19 protein-coding genes and 1 other annotated feature are annotated in these 16,082 nt (G+C 46.4%); of the genes, 17 read left to right on the top strand and 2 right to left on the bottom strand.

Going from position 1 to position 16,082, the window contains the following annotated elements; translation table 11 throughout:
* Together addA and IJ369_RS01665 are read left to right on the top strand one after the other, a co-directional pair.
* Positions 1–3,261: helicase-exonuclease AddAB subunit AddA (gene addA, locus IJ369_RS01660; protein ID WP_290715244.1), on the top strand; the 3,261-nt coding region annotated here is incomplete at its 5' end.
* A gap of 13 nt (positions 3,262–3,274) precedes the next feature.
* Complete coding sequence (locus tag IJ369_RS01665; protein WP_290715246.1) at positions 3,275–4,144, top strand: DMT family transporter; 870 nt, start codon at positions 3,275–3,277, stop codon at positions 4,142–4,144.
* 97 nt (positions 4,145–4,241) lie between these two features.
* Here IJ369_RS01665 and IJ369_RS01670 read toward each other — a convergent pair whose 3' ends face one another.
* Together IJ369_RS01670 and IJ369_RS01675 are read right to left on the bottom strand one after the other, a co-directional pair.
* Positions 4,242–4,412, bottom strand: a complete 171-nt coding sequence (locus IJ369_RS01670) for a DUF362 domain-containing protein (RefSeq protein ID WP_290715249.1) — start codon at positions 4,410–4,412, stop codon at positions 4,242–4,244.
* 145 nt (positions 4,413–4,557) lie between these two features.
* Positions 4,558–5,088 (bottom strand): gamma carbonic anhydrase family protein, encoded by a 531-nt coding sequence (locus tag IJ369_RS01675; protein WP_290715251.1) that lies wholly within the window; start codon positions 5,086–5,088, stop codon positions 4,558–4,560.
* Positions 5,089–5,248: 160 nt separating this feature from the next.
* Between IJ369_RS01675 and IJ369_RS01680 the strand changes: the two genes are divergently transcribed.
* The 15 genes from IJ369_RS01680 (at position 5,249) to IJ369_RS01750 (ending at position 16,057) form a co-directional block, all read left to right on the top strand.
* A complete protein-coding gene (locus IJ369_RS01680; protein WP_290715254.1) occupies positions 5,249–6,277 on the top strand; it encodes a metal ABC transporter substrate-binding protein in 1,029 nt (342 codons plus the stop codon).
* On the top strand, positions 6,274–7,032 hold the full coding sequence (locus IJ369_RS01685; RefSeq protein ID WP_290715257.1) for a metal ABC transporter ATP-binding protein: 759 nt from the start codon (positions 6,274–6,276) through the stop codon (positions 7,030–7,032). The genes IJ369_RS01680 and IJ369_RS01685 overlap by 4 nt, the downstream gene beginning before the upstream one ends.
* On the top strand, positions 7,023–7,859 hold the full coding sequence (locus IJ369_RS01690) for a metal ABC transporter permease (RefSeq protein ID WP_290715260.1): 837 nt from the start codon (positions 7,023–7,025) through the stop codon (positions 7,857–7,859). Before IJ369_RS01685 ends, IJ369_RS01690 begins: the two co-directional genes overlap by 10 nt.
* Positions 7,860–7,922: 63 nt before the next feature.
* On the top strand, positions 7,923–8,174 hold the full coding sequence (locus IJ369_RS01695; RefSeq protein ID WP_290715263.1) for a TIGR03905 family TSCPD domain-containing protein: 252 nt from the start codon (positions 7,923–7,925) through the stop codon (positions 8,172–8,174).
* 236 nt (positions 8,175–8,410) lie between these two features.
* On the top strand, positions 8,411–8,560 hold the full coding sequence (gene rpmG, locus IJ369_RS01700) for a 50S ribosomal protein L33 (RefSeq protein ID WP_205133052.1): 150 nt from the start codon (positions 8,411–8,413) through the stop codon (positions 8,558–8,560).
* A 40-nt stretch (positions 8,561–8,600) separates the two neighbouring features.
* Complete coding sequence (gene secE / locus IJ369_RS01705; protein WP_290715266.1) at positions 8,601–8,873, top strand: preprotein translocase subunit SecE; 273 nt, start codon at positions 8,601–8,603, stop codon at positions 8,871–8,873.
* Between the two features lie 33 nt (positions 8,874–8,906).
* Positions 8,907–9,464 (top strand): transcription termination/antitermination protein NusG, encoded by a 558-nt coding sequence (gene nusG, locus IJ369_RS01710; protein ID WP_290715267.1) that lies wholly within the window; start codon positions 8,907–8,909, stop codon positions 9,462–9,464.
* Between the two features lie 101 nt (positions 9,465–9,565).
* The gene (rplK, locus tag IJ369_RS01715; protein WP_290715268.1) at positions 9,566–9,991 is read left to right on the top strand and encodes a 50S ribosomal protein L11; all 426 of its coding nucleotides are present in this window, start codon (positions 9,566–9,568) and stop codon (positions 9,989–9,991) included.
* A 96-nt stretch (positions 9,992–10,087) separates the two neighbouring features.
* Positions 10,088–10,783, top strand: coding sequence for a 50S ribosomal protein L1 (rplA, locus tag IJ369_RS01720; protein ID WP_290715269.1), 696 nt, complete (start codon positions 10,088–10,090; stop codon positions 10,781–10,783).
* Between the two features lie 55 nt (positions 10,784–10,838).
* Positions 10,839–10,963 (top strand) — a sequence feature (ribosomal protein L10 leader region).
* Positions 10,964–11,000: 37 nt separating this feature from the next.
* A complete protein-coding gene (gene rplJ / locus IJ369_RS01725; RefSeq protein WP_290715272.1) occupies positions 11,001–11,495 on the top strand; it encodes a 50S ribosomal protein L10 in 495 nt (164 codons plus the stop codon).
* A gap of 102 nt (positions 11,496–11,597) precedes the next feature.
* Positions 11,598–11,960 (top strand): 50S ribosomal protein L7/L12, encoded by a 363-nt coding sequence (rplL, locus tag IJ369_RS01730; RefSeq protein WP_290715329.1) that lies wholly within the window; start codon positions 11,598–11,600, stop codon positions 11,958–11,960.
* A 398-nt stretch (positions 11,961–12,358) separates the two neighbouring features.
* The gene (locus IJ369_RS01735; protein ID WP_290715275.1) at positions 12,359–12,739 is read left to right on the top strand and encodes a heavy-metal-associated domain-containing protein; all 381 of its coding nucleotides are present in this window, start codon (positions 12,359–12,361) and stop codon (positions 12,737–12,739) included.
* 180 nt (positions 12,740–12,919) lie between these two features.
* The gene (locus IJ369_RS01740) at positions 12,920–13,387 is read left to right on the top strand and encodes a transcriptional repressor (protein WP_290715278.1); all 468 of its coding nucleotides are present in this window, start codon (positions 12,920–12,922) and stop codon (positions 13,385–13,387) included.
* A gap of 231 nt (positions 13,388–13,618) precedes the next feature.
* A complete protein-coding gene (locus tag IJ369_RS01745) occupies positions 13,619–13,921 on the top strand; it encodes a DUF6110 family protein (protein ID WP_290715281.1) in 303 nt (100 codons plus the stop codon).
* A gap of 57 nt (positions 13,922–13,978) precedes the next feature.
* A complete protein-coding gene (locus IJ369_RS01750; RefSeq protein ID WP_290715283.1) occupies positions 13,979–16,057 on the top strand; it encodes a heavy metal translocating P-type ATPase in 2,079 nt (692 codons plus the stop codon).
* The last annotated feature ends 25 nt before the right edge of the window (positions 16,058–16,082 follow it).

Consider the following 16,082-nt stretch of genomic DNA (forward strand, 5'->3'; position numbering starts at 1 on the left):
CAGAAGGAAGTGCTGGAAGAACTGTTCGAAAATTTGTATGCCGATGAAGAAAACCTATGGTTTTTCGATTTGTTAGAGACTTTCTCTACGTCCACCAAGGATGCCCCTTTGAAGGACTTGGTTTTGCAGACCTATACCTTCGCCCAGGGCAGCCCCCATCCCGAAGCCATGCTGGATGAAATGGAAAAAGGGTTCGCCCTGGAAGAGGGGGAAACTGTGGACAATTGCCTTTGGTTCCCTATGATCCGTCAGGGGGTGGAAACTTCCCTGGAATATGCCATCTATCAGCTGCAGAAAGCCTGGTTTCTGGCGGATGAAGGGGAATTTGGTGGCTATCATAAATTGTTGACAAACGAAATGGCTATGCTGAAAAACTTTCAGACGGCTTTAGAGCTGCCCTATGCCGACTGGCGGCTGGCTTATATGGCTATTGATTTCGCCCGTTTGCCTGCTTATCGCGGACCGGAAAAGGAAACGGCAGAACGCATTAAAGCTCTGCGCAACGAAGCTAAGGATGCCATCAAAAAAATCGGCGAAGTCTATTTTGCCTATAGCCCGGAACATCAGGCAGATTTGGTGCGGAAAATGCACCCCATTGCCAGGGGACTTTTCCGTTTGACGAAGCTGTTTATGGAAGCCTTTGCGGCAGCCAAAAGAGAAAAGAATATCATTGATTTCAACGATTACGAGCATTTCGCCCTGAAAGTCCTCTTAAATGAGGATGGTACGCCCACGGCAGCGGCGGAAGAACTGCGCCAGCGTTACGATGAAATTATGATCGACGAATATCAGGACAGCAACATCGTGCAGGAACTGGTGCTGTCGGCGGTTTCCGGGGAAAGCATCGGGGAAAACAACCGCTTTATGGTTGGGGATGTGAAGCAGAGCATCTATCGTTTCCGTCAGGCTATGCCGGAACTGTTCAATGCGAAATATCAGAGATATCCCACCACCACCGGCTGGAAGGAACGAAAAATCATCCTTTCCAAAAACTTCCGCAGCAGAAAAAATATTCTGGACGGCGTGAATTTCATTTTCCGGCAGATCATGCAGAGAGACATGGGCGACATCGAATATGATGCGGAAGCGGCTCTTTACGAAGGGGCTCCATTCCCTCCTTGCGAAGGCCCCCACGGCGGCGCAAATGAAATTATGCTTATTGAAACGGCAGAACTGGAAGATTCTGAACTTTCCGAAGAACTGCAGGAGCTGGACAGACGGCAGGTAGAAGCCACAGCCATTGCAAAGCGCATCAAAGAACTGATGGACAGCGGCTATCAGGTTCTGGATAAGAAAACGGGAGAATATCGTCTCCTGCGCTATGGGGATATTGCCGTTCTTCTCAGAACCATGAAAAACTGGGGCAGCGTGCTGGATGATGTTTTCGGCAGGGAGGGCATGCCCTATTATGCGGAAACTTCGGAGGGTTATTTTGATGTGCCGGAAGTGGAGACTATGCTTCATATCCTGCGTCTGATCGATAACCCCCGACAGGATATTCCCCTCCTTTCCATTCTCCATTCGCCTATCTATGGCTTGAGTGCCGATGAATTGATGCAGGTTCGTCTGGGCGGCGGCAAAGGGGCCTATTACGATTGTATGCACATCTACCTGCAGGAAGGGGAAAACGAGGAACTGCGGGGCAAGCTGGCAGCCTTTTTCGGAGACCTGGAAAGCTGGAGAAGCCGAATGAGAGACCTGTCCTTGCATGAATTGCTGCGCCTGCTTTACAGAGAAACAGGCTACTATGATTACTTAGGCATGACGGCAGGGGGTGCCTTGCGCCAGGCGAACCTGCAGCTTCTGCTGGAAAAGGCGGAACAGTATGAAAAAGGCAGCCATAAGGGCCTGTTCTATTTCATCCGCTACGTGGAAGATATGAAAACGGCAGAGGCGGAAACTACCTCTGCAAAACTGCCTACGGAAAGCGAGGAACGCATCCACGTAATGACCATCCATAAGAGCAAGGGTTTGGAATTCCCCGTGGTATTCGCTTCGGACTTAGGCAAAAATTTCAATGAGACCGATTCCCGCAACGCAGTTATTTTCCACCAGAAATGGGGCTGCGGCATGGATTATATGGATATCGAAAAAAGGGTGTCTTACCGCACTCTGGCAAAGCGCGCCCTGGCAGAGGCCATCAAGGAGGAAAACCTGGCGGAAGAAATGCGTGTGCTTTACGTTGCCCTGACCCGCGCTAAGGAGAAACTCATCCTGACAGGTGCGGTGAAGAATTTTGAAAAAGCTTTCTGGAAATGGAATGCTACTGCCGATTGCAGCACGGAAAATCTGCCCGTATCTCGCCTGCGGAGGGGACGGAATTATCTGGACTGGATCATGCCTGCCTATCTGCGCCATCCCGTTGGCGTGGAATTTCCCGAAGATTGGGAATGGGAACTGGAAGAGCGAGAAGAATATTCCTTCATTGGGGAAGATTCCCGTTGGAGTTTGTCTCTCCTTAATAAGGAAGAAGTGCTGAAGGAAACGGCAGAAGAACAGAAAATTGCCGAGGAACAGAAAGATTACTTTGGAGGCTGGGAAAGCCCCGAAGAAATGACAAAACAAAGAGAAGAGGTATTCCGTATCCTTAGCTGGCAGTATCCTTACGGAAAAGAAACTAAACTGCCTGCGAAGCTTTCTATTTCGGAAATCAAACGAAAATATCAGGAGGAAATGACCGGGGAAGTGGTGGCATCTGCCCATAAGGAGATCAAACTGCCCAATAAAGAAGAGAAGGCCGCTCTCAGCGGCGCTCAGCTGGGTACTGCCATGCATACCTTTATGGAAGAAGCCGATTTGCGAAAAGCATACGACAGGGAAGAGATCGAAGCCCTTTCGGCGGAACTGGTGCAGAAGGGCAGGCTGGCAGCGGAAGAGGCCAAGGCTTTGCGAAAAAGAGAATTATTGAAATTTTTCCAATCCGAACTGGCACAGCGGCTGCGTGCTGCCGATACAATAGAAACAGAACGGACCTTTTCCCTGCTGATGCAGCCGAAGGAGCTTTTCTTTGGCGAAGAATATCAGGATGTGGAAGATAAAATATTAGTAAATGGTATCATCGACTGTTTTTTCATCGAAAAGAATGAAGTGATTCTGATTGACTATAAGAGCGACCGGGTCTATGATGAAGAGGAATTGATCGGGCGCTATCATGTTCAGCTGCAGCTCTATCGCACAGCGCTGGAACGTGCCCTTGGTCTGCCCGTGAAGGAAACGTATATCTATTCCTTTGCCATGGGAAAGGCGATTCCTTTGGGATAAGAGGTGAAAAAAGATGTCATATATTTTGGTGCTGATCGCAGGGGTCAGCTGGGGGCTGATCGGTATTTTTACCAAGGCCATTGATGCCTTGGGTTTTACGGAAATGCAGATGCTTTTCGTCAAAGGGGTATTAGCCACTGTCTTGCTGTTTTTCATTACCCTTTTTAAGGACAGAAGTCAGCTGAAACTGAAAAAATGGACGGATATCCGTTACTTCATTGCTACGGGCATCTGCAGCTTCACCTTTTTCAGCTGGGCCTATATGAAGGCCATCAACCTGACCAGCCTGGGCGTTGCGGCGGTGCTGCTTTACACCGCGCCGACTTTTGTTATGCTTTTTTCGATCCTGCTGTTCCATGAAAAGATGACAAAAACAAAAGGGATCGTGCTTCTGATGACCTTTTTCGGCTGTGTTCTGGTAACAGGTATGCTGGAAGGCGGCGCCAATTTTACCTGGCAGGGTATTCTGATGGGTCTTGGCTCCGGCATCAGCTATGCGCTGTATAGCATTTTTGGCATCTATGCCATCAAGGCAGGCTATGGCTCTTTGTCCATTTCCTTTTTCACCTTCCTGCTGGCAACCATCTTTATGACCATTTTCTGTGTGGAACCAACGGCGGTTATCAGCCAGATCACGGAAATGGGACAGTGGCCTCTAGCCATCTCCTTTGCCCTTTTGACGACAGTCGTGCCTTATCTTTGCTATACGAAGGGGCTTAGCGGTCTGCCTGCCAGTCAGGCTTCCGTAACAGCCACCATCGAGCCTGTGGTGGCGGCGATATTGGGCATTGTGGTGTTCCATGAAGGGGTAACGATGATGAAATTGACGGGTATCGTGCTGGTGCTTTCCTCTGTAGTTGTGATGAATCGACAGGAAAAATGAAGAAAAGCGCTGTATCCAATGGGTACAGCGCTTGATTTTTTGCAGGACGTAAAAAAGTGAGCCATGGATATGACTCACTTTTTCTTTTAAGTAAGAATTATTCAGCTTTGATAGCGCCTGTAGGGCAGTTACCAGCACATGTACCGCAGTCGATACATTCAGCAGCGTTGATAACGTAAACACCGCCATCTTCTTTGATGCAGCCTGTAGGGCAGCCGCCTGCGCAAGCGCCACAACCGATGCATTCGGGACCGATTTTATGAGCCATTGGAAACACCTCCTTCTTCTTTCTACAAGCCTATTTTATCTCAGAACTATGTAATTTGCAAGGTGTATTTCTTATTTTTATGAGAAAAAAACATCAAAAAGAGGAAAATAAAGGATTTTTATGTAAATGATGTATTTTTCTCAAATCACATTAATTTGTCGTTTTCTCGTTCCTGGCGTTCATATTCAGCCTTATAATCCTGATATTCCTGGGTGGAAACGCGGATCTCGTCATATTCTGCCTGGGTGATGGGGCGGATGACACGGCAGGGGATGCCATATGCCATATGGCCTGCGGGGATACGCATACCTCTTTTTACCACTGCCCCTGCGCCGATGAAGCAGTTTTCTTCGATCACAGCGCCTTCCTGGATGATGGCGCCCATGCCGATGAGGACATTATCATGGATGGTACAGCCATGGATGATGGAATTGTGGCCGATAGTTACGCCGGAGCCTACGTTGATATCATAGCCCACTTCTACGTGGAAGGTCACGTTTTCCTGCAGGTTGGTCCTGTCACCGATGGTGATTTTACCGTAACCAGCGCGTACGACTGTGCCGGGGTAAACGATGACATCTTCACCCATTTCCACACTGCCAATGACTTCTGCTGTGGGGAAAATGAAACAGGATTTGGGAACTTTGGGGATCAGGTCTTTATATTTACGGATCATGGAAATGCTCCTTTCTGAAGAAGAATCTCATTTATCATAGCATATTCTCCTAAGAATATCATATCTGGAAAGGAGAATCTTGACAAGAGGGGTAGGATTGTATACAATTCTATTTGCATCTTACTTGCAAATGCGTTGCATTTGCGTTTGGGAGGAAAGAATGAAAAAACGGATCATTTCACTGCTGCTGATGCTGTCTATGATTTTGACGGCATGCGGCGCAGAAACCAATACAACTGAAAACAGCGAAAAACTGACGGTGGTAACCAGCTTTTACCCCATCTACCTGCTGACGCAGGAAGTGGTGGAAGGTGCGGAAAATGTTGTGCTGAAAAATATGGCCCAACCCCAGACCGGCTGTCTCCATGATTATGAACTGACCATTTCCGACATGAAACTCTTGGAAGGAGCCGATGTCCTCATCGTCAATGGCGGCGGCATGGAAAGCTTTCTGGAACAGGCCATCGAGCGCTATCCCGATTTGAAGGTGGTAGATACTTCCGCAGGCATCGAATTGCTGGAGGAAGAGGAACACCATCACCATGGGGAGGAAACGGAAGCTCACGAACATGAGGAAGAAACTGCAGAGGAACATCTGCATGAAGAAGAGGAACATCTGGAGGAGGAAGAAGAACATTCCCATGAAGAAGATGCCCATGGTCATTCCCATGAAGGGAACCCCCACATCTGGCTTTCCCCTGCAAGGGCAGCCCAGCAGGTGGAAAACATCTGCACAGCCCTGAGCGAACTGGACAAAGCAGATGCGGAAATTTTTGCAGAAAACGCAGCGAATTTCCATGCAGAAGCAGAAGCCCTGCTGGAGCAGGCCCATGAAATCGGTATCCCCGAAGAAATGCATTCCGCTGTGTTCCACGAAGGCTTTGGCTATTTTGCGGAATTGTTCCACATGGAAAACGTATTCGGCATTTTTGCCGATGAATATCAGATGCCTTCTGCCAGGGAACTGGCTGAGGCCACAGATGAAGCCAAAGGACATGACATCCGTTTCTTCCTGACGGCGGATGATACCGGCAAAATTTATGCAGAAACACTGACGGCGGAAGTGGACGAGAAAATCGTTCTGCTGGACCCGCTGACAACGGCAGACGAAGAAAACCTTTCTTATATGGAAAGAATGCAGAAAAACATTGAAACAATAGAAAGACATTGGAAGGAGGTAGCAGAATGAGCGGTATTCACAATAGCTGCGGGCTTTGCAGTATCGAAATGAAAAATATCAGCGTCATCAGCGGCGAGGATACATTATTGGATAACGTCAATCTGACCTTCCATTGCGGCGAACTGACAGCTCTCATCGGCAAAAACGGCGCAGGCAAGACCACATTGCTGCGCACTCTTCTGGGGGAACGTCATTATAAAGGAAACATTTCCTTTACAGACCACCATGGCACGGTACTGCCCACACCCAAAATCGGTTACGTACCTCAGCATCTGGATTTTGACAAGAGCATGCCCGTTTCTGTTTCCGATTTTATTGCGGCAGCAAAGGGCGGCAGAGCCGTTTGGTTTGGCAAAAATAAAAAGATGAAAGAAAATATCCGGAAAATGCTGGATGATATGGATTGCGGCTATCTGGCAGACCGCAGACTGGGTGCTTTAAGCGGCGGCGAATTGCAGAGGGTTTTGCTTGCCCTTGCAACAGATCCTGTTCCCGACCTGCTGGTGTTGGACGAGCCTGTTTCCGGTGTGGACATGGCAGGGTTGGATTTATTCTATAAACGCATCATGGAACTGAGAGATAAACAGCATATGGCGGTACTTCTGGTTTCCCATGATCTGGGTCTGATCCGTCAGTATGCGGATAAGGTCGTCTTGCTGGACAAGACTGTGGTGGCGGAAGGCGAAGCTGATGAAGTTTTCGCAACGAAAGCCTTCAGGGAAGCCTTTGGCTTCTCTCCTGAGGAGGTGGCAGAATGGAAATGATTTATAATCTTTTAGAGATACTGCCTTTTTCCATGTTCCAGTATGATTTTATGAAGAATGCCTTTCTGGCGTCTATCCTGATCGCGCCCTTGTTTGCGCTCTTGGGTACCATGGCTGTAAACAACAAAATGGCGTTCTTCTCTGATGCTTTGGGGCATAGTGCTTTTACAGGCATCGGTTTAGGTGTGCTGCTGGGCATGGATGATCCTTTGCTGGCGATGCTGGCCTTTGGTATTTTCCTGGGTTTAGTTATTACAAAGGTGAAATCTGCCAATATGGTTTCTTCTGATACAGTTATCAGTGTATTTTCCTCTGCGGCGTTGGCGTTGGGTATTGTCATCCTTTCTGCCAGCGGCGGCTTTGCGAAATATTCTTCCTATTTAATAGGGGATATCCTGACAGTAGGACAGCGTGACCTTATCGTCATTGCCATCGTTCTCATCATTGCCTATATCCTGTGGGCCATGCTGTACAATCAGCTGCTTTTGGTCAGCGTGAATCGTTCCCTGGCGGCAAGCCGTGGTGTGAAGGTCATGCTGGTGGAAAATATCTTCGTAATGATGGTAGCAGTGGCTGTTATGGTTTCCATCCGCTGGGTTGGTATACTGATGATCAACTCTCTCTTGATTTTGCCAGCGGCGGCGGCAAGAAATATCACCACAACCACAAGAAGCTACCACTGGACAGCGACGGTATTTGGTCTTTTGTCTTCCGTAGTGGGCTTGGGGATTTCCTATAGCTTTGGCACATCCGCAGGGGCGACCATGGTATTGGCGGCGGCGGTGCTGTTCTTCGTGACCTATTTTATCGGCAAGAGCCGCAAATAAAGTTGAGATTTATCGAAAATTGTGCTATCTTATTTCTTATGTAGAGAGAAAGGGGATAGAATCATGCATGTAACATATAATACAAAAGGCATTTGCGCTGTTCGCGTGGAATTTGATGTGGAAGACGGCGTTGTAAAAAACATCAGCTTTCTGGGTGGCTGCGACGGCAACCACAAAGGCATTGCTGCCCTGGCGGAAGGCATGACTCCCGAAGAAGCGGCAAAAAGACTGAAAGGCATCACTTGCGGCAGAAGAAACACAAGCTGCCCCGACCAGCTGGCTGTTGCTTTGGAAGAATTTTTGAAGAATCAATAAGGAACACTTATGATGTCCGCAGACAGTATAACCGTCTGCGGACATTTATCTACAGACGCCAAACAGTTGATTTTCTCGAGAAAATTGCGGATTTCTTGAGATTTTTTGTTGACAAGAAGACCCCCCTTGTGATATTCTATATCGGAAGACGCAGGTCTTTTTTTTGTGTGCCGAACTTTTCGGCAGGCGAAAATTTAAAATGTAAAAAACATTCATCAGAGACGGAGGTGAAAATCTTGAGAACAAGAATTACCTTGGCTTGCACAGAGTGCAAACAGAGAAACTACAGCACAACTAAGGACAAAAAAGTTATGCCTGACAGAATGGAAATCAAAAAGTATTGTAAGTTCTGCAAAGCTCACACACTGCACAAAGAAACAAAATAATCAAGTGCGTGAGACATTCCGTAGTTAAGGAGTGAACGTATTGGAAGAAAAGAACATCACAAACCAAACGAACGAAGTGAAGCAAACGAAGCCAGCTCCTCAGGCAAAAACAGCAAAAAAGAAAGACAATGACAAAGACACTTTCGCGGATTATAAAGCAGAGTTCAAAAAGATCGTGTGGCCTACACGCCCTGAAGTCGTGAAGCGCACAGCGACAGTTATTGTTACATCCTTGATCATTGGCGCAATTATTTTCTGCATGGATACGGTGTTTACAGCCGGTTACAGCGCGATCATCGGTATTTTAGGTTAATAAGCGAGAAGAATAGAAAAAGGATGGTTTAAAATGTCTGAAGAAATCAATAAAGCTGAGGAAACCAAAGCAGTATCTGCTGAAGCTAGATGGTACGTTGTTCATACCTACAGTGGCTATGAAAACAAAGTAAAAGCCAACATTGAAAAAACAGTGGAAAACAGAGGAATGCAGGATCAGATCTTTGAAGTGAGCGTTCCCCTGCAGGACGTTGTTGAAATGAAGGACGGCCAGAAGAAAACAGTACAGCGCAAAGTTTTCCCCGGTTATGTACTGCTGAATATGATCATGAATGACGAGACATGGTATGTCGTTCGTAACACAAGAGGCGTAACAAGCTTCGTTGGTCCGGGCTCCAAACCCGTTCCCCTGACAGACGCAGAAGTGCGCGCGATGGGTATCGGCGGCGAGGTGGAAAATCTGGATGTAGAAGTTGGCGACACAGTTCGCGTTGCTACAGGTCCTTTTGCGGAATCTGTTGGCCAGATCCAGGAGATCAATGCCAATAAGAAGACGCTGGTCGTAAGTCTTTCCATCTTCGGCAGAGAGACACCGGTAGAGCTTGATTTCGCTCAGATCGATAAGCTTTAATAGCTTACAAATTTTAGTCAATTGTTTGTTAAACGGCAGAAAGTTCTGCCGAGTGGGAGGGACAATCCCCGCTAATTACCACATTTATAGGAGGTGCCATCATGGCAAAGAAAGTAACAGGTTATATTAAATTACAGATCCCCGCAGCGAAGGCAACACCCGCTCCTCCTGTTGGTCCCGCACTGGGTCAGCATGGTGTGAACATCATGGGCTTCTGCAAAGAATTCAACGAAAAAACAGCTTCTCAGGCTGGTCTGATCATCCCTGTAGTAATCACAGTTTACCAGGACAGAAGCTATTCCTTCATTACAAAAACACCCCCCGCAGCAGTTCTGCTGAAAAAGGCAGCTGGTATCGAATCCGCATCCGGCACACCCAACAAAACAAAAGTTGCAAAACTGCCTAAGGCAAAAGTAATGGAAATCGCTGAAATGAAAATGCCCGACCTGAATGCAGCAAGCGTTGAAGCTGCTTACAGCATGATCTGCGGCACAGCAAGAAGCATGGGTATCGTTGTTGAAGAATAAGCCGAAATTTTCATTCAAACAGAATCTTAAATAAATTACGGCGTATAGAAGTGGGAGGGAATTCTCCCGATACTACCACATAAGGAGGTCACGAAAGTGAAAAGAGGTAAAAAATATAGCGAGGCAGCTAAACTCGTAGATAGAGCAATGCTGTATGATGCAGCAGATGCAATCGATCTGGTACAGAAAACATCTACAACAAAATTTGACGCTACAGTAGAAGCGCATATTCGTTTGGGCGTTGACGGCAGACATGCCGATCAGCAGGTTCGTGGTGCCGTTGTTCTTCCCCACGGTACAGGTAAAACAGTTCGTGTATTGGTATTCGCAAAAGGTGCAAAAGCTGAAGAAGCTCTGGCAGCTGGCGCGGATTTCGTAGGCGCAGAAGATCTGATTCCCAAGATTCAGAATGAAAACTGGTTCGGTTTCGACGTTGCAGTAGCAACACCCGATATGATGGGCGTTGTTGGTAGACTGGGTCGTGTGCTGGGTCCCAAAGGCCTGATGCCCAACCCCAAAGCTGGTACAGTAACAATGGACGTTACAAAGGCTATCAACGACATCAAAGCTGGTAAGATCGAATACCGTCTGGACAAAACAAACATCATTCATGTGCCTGTAGGCAAGGTATCTTTCGGTTCCGAAAAACTGGCAGAAAACTTCCAGACTCTGATGAGTGCAGTAATAAAAGCAAAACCCCAGGCTACAAAAGGTCAGTACCTGAAGAGCGTAACACTGACAACAACAATGGGCCCTGGCGTAAAAGTAAACCCTGCAAAAATTTCCGAATAATCTTTGGAAAAATCCTTGACAGGAGCTTGTTTATAGGGTAAAATAAACGAGTTGATAGAAAAACCGTATATTGCCGTAGACAGCAGGTGTGGTTCGCCGCGTAAATCCTGCCGAGGAAAAATTGCTAATGAGCTTTTGAGCCTCTTTGTCTATGTGCAAAGAGGCTTTTTCAATGACATGAAACAAAAGTAGGATTCCAAGGAGGTGTAAGGAAACAATGGCAAAAATCGAACAGAAACAGGTTATCGTAAACGAAATCAAAGAAAAGCTGGAAAAAGCAACATCCGTAGTAATGGTTGACGCTAGAGGCTTGACTGTAGAACAGGACACTGCACTGAGAAAACAGCTCAGAGAAGCAGGTGTTGATTATAAAGTTTACAAAAATACAATGGTACACTTCGCTATCCAGGGCACACAGTTTGAAGGCCTGGATGAATATCTGGCAGGCCCCAGCGCATTCGCATTCTCTTATGCAGATGCAACAGCAGGTGCAAGCATCCTGAACAAAGTAGCAAAGGATGTTAAAGAACTGGAATTCAAAGCAGGTGTAGTTGAAGGCGTTGTATACGATGCAGCTGGTATGAAGCTGATCGCTGACATCCCTTCCAGAGAAGTTCTGCTCTCCAAACTGCTGGGCAGCTTCAAATCCCCCATGTCCTCTTTCGCTCGTGTTATCGATCAGATCGCGAAGAAAGACGCAGCTGCAGAATAATCGACTTATTAGCAGCATAATCGCCGCATAGGGCGGTGAACCCAATAAATTATTGAGAAAATTAAACCTAAATATTATCGGAGGTGCTTTACAATGGCAAAACTGACAATCGAAGAAATCATCGCAGCAGTAAAAGAACTGACAGTACTGGAACTGAATGATCTGGTAAAAGCAGCAGAAGAAGAATTCGGCGTATCCGCAGCAGCAGGCGTAGCAGTAGTAGCTGGCCCCGCAGCAGCAGCTGAAGAAGAAAAAACAGAATTCGACGTTGAACTGACAGAAGTTGGTTCCGAAAAAATCAAAGTAATCAAAGTTGTTCGTGAAGTAACAGGTCTGGGCCTGAAAGAAGCTAAAGAAGCTGTAGACGGCGCTCCCAAGGTACTGAAAGAACAGGCTTCCAAAGAAGATGCTGAAGCAATCAAAGCTAAACTGGAAGAAGTTGGCGCTAAAGTAACACTGAAATAATTCAGCCCTTCTGAAATCCTCAGAATCCTTTAAACCGCAGGTAAACCACCTGCGGTTTTCTTTTTTTTAAAAAAGATAAAAAAATTTGAAAAACCAGTTGACAGGTAGGAAAGGTGCTGTTATAATAAACTTGTAAGTTAGCTGAGGCTAACAAGTAAGAATTATCACTTTCTACAAAATCCGAACGAGCCAATCGGAAAACCATCAAAAACACTTTCTACATACGAAAAGACGGGCAATTTGCCCGTCTTTTCGTATGTAGAAAGAAAAAGAAACGCAGGAAGGTTATTGAGAAAAAGAAATCAATAGAAGAAAAGGAACGTGATTGACAAGGGTGGCTTTGATTGATATAATATGTCCATAATCGTTAGTTAAGGCTAACTATTGGAGATGAAACCATGGAAATCATGATTCTTTTGATCATTGCTGTACTGGCAGTATATTCGGTCAAAAAGTATAAATCAAATATGAAGTATGGCTGCTGCGGTTCTGGTGGCAGTAATACAGCAGGCAGAAGAGTTGAGGTTGCAGATAAAGATGCAGCCAATTATCCCTACAACGCAGTTCTGAATATCAAAGGCATGACCTGTGAAAACTGTGTCCGCTATGTGGAAAATGCCTTGAACGAACAGGAAGGCATCTGGGCTCAGGCGAATCTGAAAAGCAATTCTGCCTTCGTACGCATGAAAAGAAATGTGACAGATGAAGAATTTGGCCGCATCCTGCACAGAGCAGGCTATACGGTGACAGAAGTGACAAATCGTAATACCTCCGAATGAGCCATTCGGTTAAAGCAAGCATATATACCTCTTTCTACAGAAAAAAACGACGATAAAATCGTCGTTTTTTTCTGTTTCAAATCTTGACAAGTTATTGACAGCTAACCGATGTTAGTTTATACTAACCTATGTACAATTAGTTATTGCTAACCGCAAAGGCGGTGAACGGGGGCTATAAAAGTGAAACACGCAACAAATGCACAACAAGAAGATCCTATGGATCTGGAGAAATTTCGTATCCAGATGCAGCGGGAAATGATCCTGCAGAAGCTGAAAGAGGGTGGATATCGCATCACGAAGCAGCGCACTGCTGTCATTGATATCATTTTGGAAAATGATTGTGGCAGCTGTAAGGAGATCTTCTATAAAACAGCAAAAATCAATAAAAAAATTGGCGCAGCCACCATTTACCGCACCATCAATATGCTGGAAGAGATCGGTGCCATCAATCGGCGGAATCTCTATAAACTTTCTGATCTGACAGAAAACGGCGGCGATATGGTCATCATTACCCTGGAAGATGGAGAAGAACTGCAGCTGACTTCCGAGGAATGGAACGAAGTGCTGCAGACAGGTATGCAGGCCTGCGGTTATCTGGAAGGAGAAAAAATCGTTTCTGTGGTAAACGGTTGCGCTGTTGGGGCATAATTGATAAAAAGTATCAAATAGAACTGTTAGAATTGACTAATCCGAAGGTTGGTTGCTAAGATGGAAACAAGAAAAGGGCAACAAAAACCTTCGGGTTTTTGCATATTATGGATAAAAAAGAATGGAGGGAAACGTACATGAAAAACCATAAAACATGGGCATGGCTGTGCGTGTTCTGTTTCTTTATGACAATGTTAACTGGTTACAAACACACTTAAGGAGGTTTTACATATGTTAAATAAATGTTTAGATTGCCTGGCAAATATCAAAGTAGATAAAGTAGCTGTTTTCGTTGGCGGCGTGCTGTTTGGCACGGCAGGCCTGAAAGTTCTGGGCAGCAAAGATGCGAAAAAGGTATATACCCATGGTACAGCGGCAGTGCTGCGTGCGAAGGATTGCGTAATGAAGACCACAACAATGGTTCAGGAAAACGCAGAAGATATCCTGGCTGAAGCAAAGCAGATCAACGAAGATCGTTATGAAATGGAGAAAAACTCCGTGGAAACTGCAGAAGAAGAAGCAGTAGAAGAATAATTTAGAACTTTCTGACGGAGCCGATGGCTCCGTTTTTTCTTCCATGGGGGTGAAGGAATGGATTTTAAAATTAAGCATGAAATCAAAGGGAGACTCCGCGTGCACCTGATGCAGGATCGTATGACCTGCGGGGAAGCCGATGCCCTGTTATATTATCTGCACAATCTGCCCGGGGTAACTCTGGCAAAGGTCTATGAAAAAACGGGAGATGCAGTGATTTGCTATAACTGCGAAAGAGACGACGTGATTCGCAGTCTGAAACGCTTTTGTTATGCGAAAGTGGAAGTGCCGGAAGCCCTTTGCGAACATTCCGGCAGGGAACTGAATGCCAAATATCAGGGAAAATTGATCCAGCAGACAGCCATCCATTTTGGCAAGAAGCTGTTTGTTCCCTATTCTGTGCGCGCGGTTCTTACGGCGTTGAAATCTGTGAAATATATTTACAGAGGATTCCATTGTCTGCTGCAGCGGAAAATGGAAGTAGCGGTATTGGATGCCATTGCCATTGGCGTTTCCGTTTTCCGTGGGGAAATGGATACGGCAAGCTCCGTCATGTACCTGCTGGGCATTGGGGAAACGCTGGAAGAATGGACCCATAAGAAATCCGTGGATGACCTGGCAAGAAGCATGTCTCTGAATGTAAGTAAAGTTTGGCTGCTGCAGGATGGGCAGGAAATTCTGGTTTCTGCCAGTGATATCGAAATCGGCGACAGCGTTGTTGTCCGCATGGGCAATGTCATTCCTTTCGATGGTATCATCCGCAGCGGGGAAACCATGATCAATCAGGCTTCCATGACAGGAGAATCCATGCCTGTCAGAAAAGAAAGAGATGGCTATGTTTACGCAGGAACGGTAGTAGAAGAAGGTGAGATCATTTTGCAGGTAAAAGAAACCAGTGGTTCTACCCGTTTCGAAAAAATCGTTACCATGATCGAGGATTCCGAAAAACTGAAATCCGCAGTGGAAAGCCGCGCGGAGCATCTGGCGGACAGATTGGTGCCTTATACGCTGATCGGTACAGGTCTGGTTTATGCCATCACAAGAAATGTAACAAAGGCACTGGCGGTGTTGATGGTAGATTTCTCCTGTGCGTTGAAACTGGCAATGCCCATTTCCGTGCTTTCTGCTATTCGCGAAGCCAGCCTGCATAATATCACCGTAAAAGGCGGTAAATATCTGGAAGCGGTGGCAGAGGCCAAAACCATTGTATTCGATAAAACAGGTACGTTGACGAAGGCGCGACCTACGGTGCGGGAGGTTTATTCCTTCTGTGATAAGAGTGAGGACGAAATGCTCCGGATCGCTGCCTGTCTGGAGGAACACTTCCCCCATTCCATGGCGAAAGCGGTCGTGACAGCAGCCCTGGAAAAAGGTCTGGAACATGAAGAAACCCACTCTAAGGTGGAATATATGGTTGCCCATGGCATTGCAACTACGATCGAAGACCAGAAAGTCATCATCGGCAGCTATCACTTTGTATTCGAGGATGAAGGCTGTACCATCGATCCTTCCTATCAGGAAAAATTCGACACCCTGCCTACAGAATATTCCCGTCTTTATCTGGCAGTGAATTACAAGCTGGCAGCGGTTATCTGCATTGAAGATCCTCTGCGGGAAGAAGCAGTGGATGTCATCAAAAACCTGAAAACGGCAGGCTTTGAGAAAATCGTAATGATGACGGGAGACAATAAGCATGCAGCTGCATCCATCGCGGCGCAGGTTGGCGTTGATGAATATTATTACGAAGTGCTGCCCGAGGATAAAGCGGAATTTATCCGGAAGGAAACGGAAAAAGGCAATAAAGTCATTATGATCGGCGATGGCATCAACGATTCTCCTGCACTGTCTGCGGCAGATGTAGGCATCGCCATCAGCGATGGTGCGGAAATTGCCCGTGAAATCGCAGATATCACCATTGCGGCAGATGATCTGAATGAGATCGTGAAGCTGAAACTTCTGAGCGATCTGTTGATGAAACGCATCCAGCAGAACTACCGCATGATCGTTGGCATCAATGCCAGCCTGATCGTACTGGGCGTGGCAGGTGTTCTGATGCCGACCACATCGGCAATGTTCCATAATGCCTCTACCCTGGCCATCAGCCTGAAGGGCATGAGCAATCTGCTGGGAGAATAAAAGAAATAAAAAAAGAGCATCGAGA

It is taken from the genome of Anaerotignum sp. (assembly GCF_017483025.1).
In the GTDB taxonomy this organism is placed as follows: Bacteria; Bacillota; Clostridia; order Lachnospirales; family Anaerotignaceae; genus Anaerotignum_A.

Coding starts and splice junctions, on each gene's coding strand:
- rplJ (WP_290715272.1), top strand. CDS start 11,001: ATGGCAAAAATCGAACAGAAACAGGTTATCGTAAACGAAATCAAAGAA.
- IJ369_RS01665 (WP_290715246.1), top strand. CDS start 3,275: ATGTCATATATTTTGGTGCTGATCGCAGGGGTCAGCTGGGGGCTGATC.
- IJ369_RS01750 (WP_290715283.1), top strand. CDS start 13,979: ATGGATTTTAAAATTAAGCATGAAATCAAAGGGAGACTCCGCGTGCAC.
- nusG (WP_290715267.1), top strand. CDS start 8,907: ATGTCTGAAGAAATCAATAAAGCTGAGGAAACCAAAGCAGTATCTGCT.
- IJ369_RS01670 (WP_290715249.1), bottom strand. CDS start 4,412: ATGGCTCATAAAATCGGTCCCGAATGCATCGGTTGTGGCGCTTGCGCA.
- IJ369_RS01685 (WP_290715257.1), top strand. CDS start 6,274: ATGAGCGGTATTCACAATAGCTGCGGGCTTTGCAGTATCGAAATGAAA.
- IJ369_RS01695 (WP_290715263.1), top strand. CDS start 7,923: ATGCATGTAACATATAATACAAAAGGCATTTGCGCTGTTCGCGTGGAA.
- rplK (WP_290715268.1), top strand. CDS start 9,566: ATGGCAAAGAAAGTAACAGGTTATATTAAATTACAGATCCCCGCAGCG.
- IJ369_RS01690 (WP_290715260.1), top strand. CDS start 7,023: ATGGAAATGATTTATAATCTTTTAGAGATACTGCCTTTTTCCATGTTC.
- IJ369_RS01680 (WP_290715254.1), top strand. CDS start 5,249: ATGAAAAAACGGATCATTTCACTGCTGCTGATGCTGTCTATGATTTTG.
- IJ369_RS01745 (WP_290715281.1), top strand. CDS start 13,619: ATGTTAAATAAATGTTTAGATTGCCTGGCAAATATCAAAGTAGATAAA.
- IJ369_RS01735 (WP_290715275.1), top strand. CDS start 12,359: ATGGAAATCATGATTCTTTTGATCATTGCTGTACTGGCAGTATATTCG.
- IJ369_RS01675 (WP_290715251.1), bottom strand. CDS start 5,088: ATGATCCGTAAATATAAAGACCTGATCCCCAAAGTTCCCAAATCCTGT.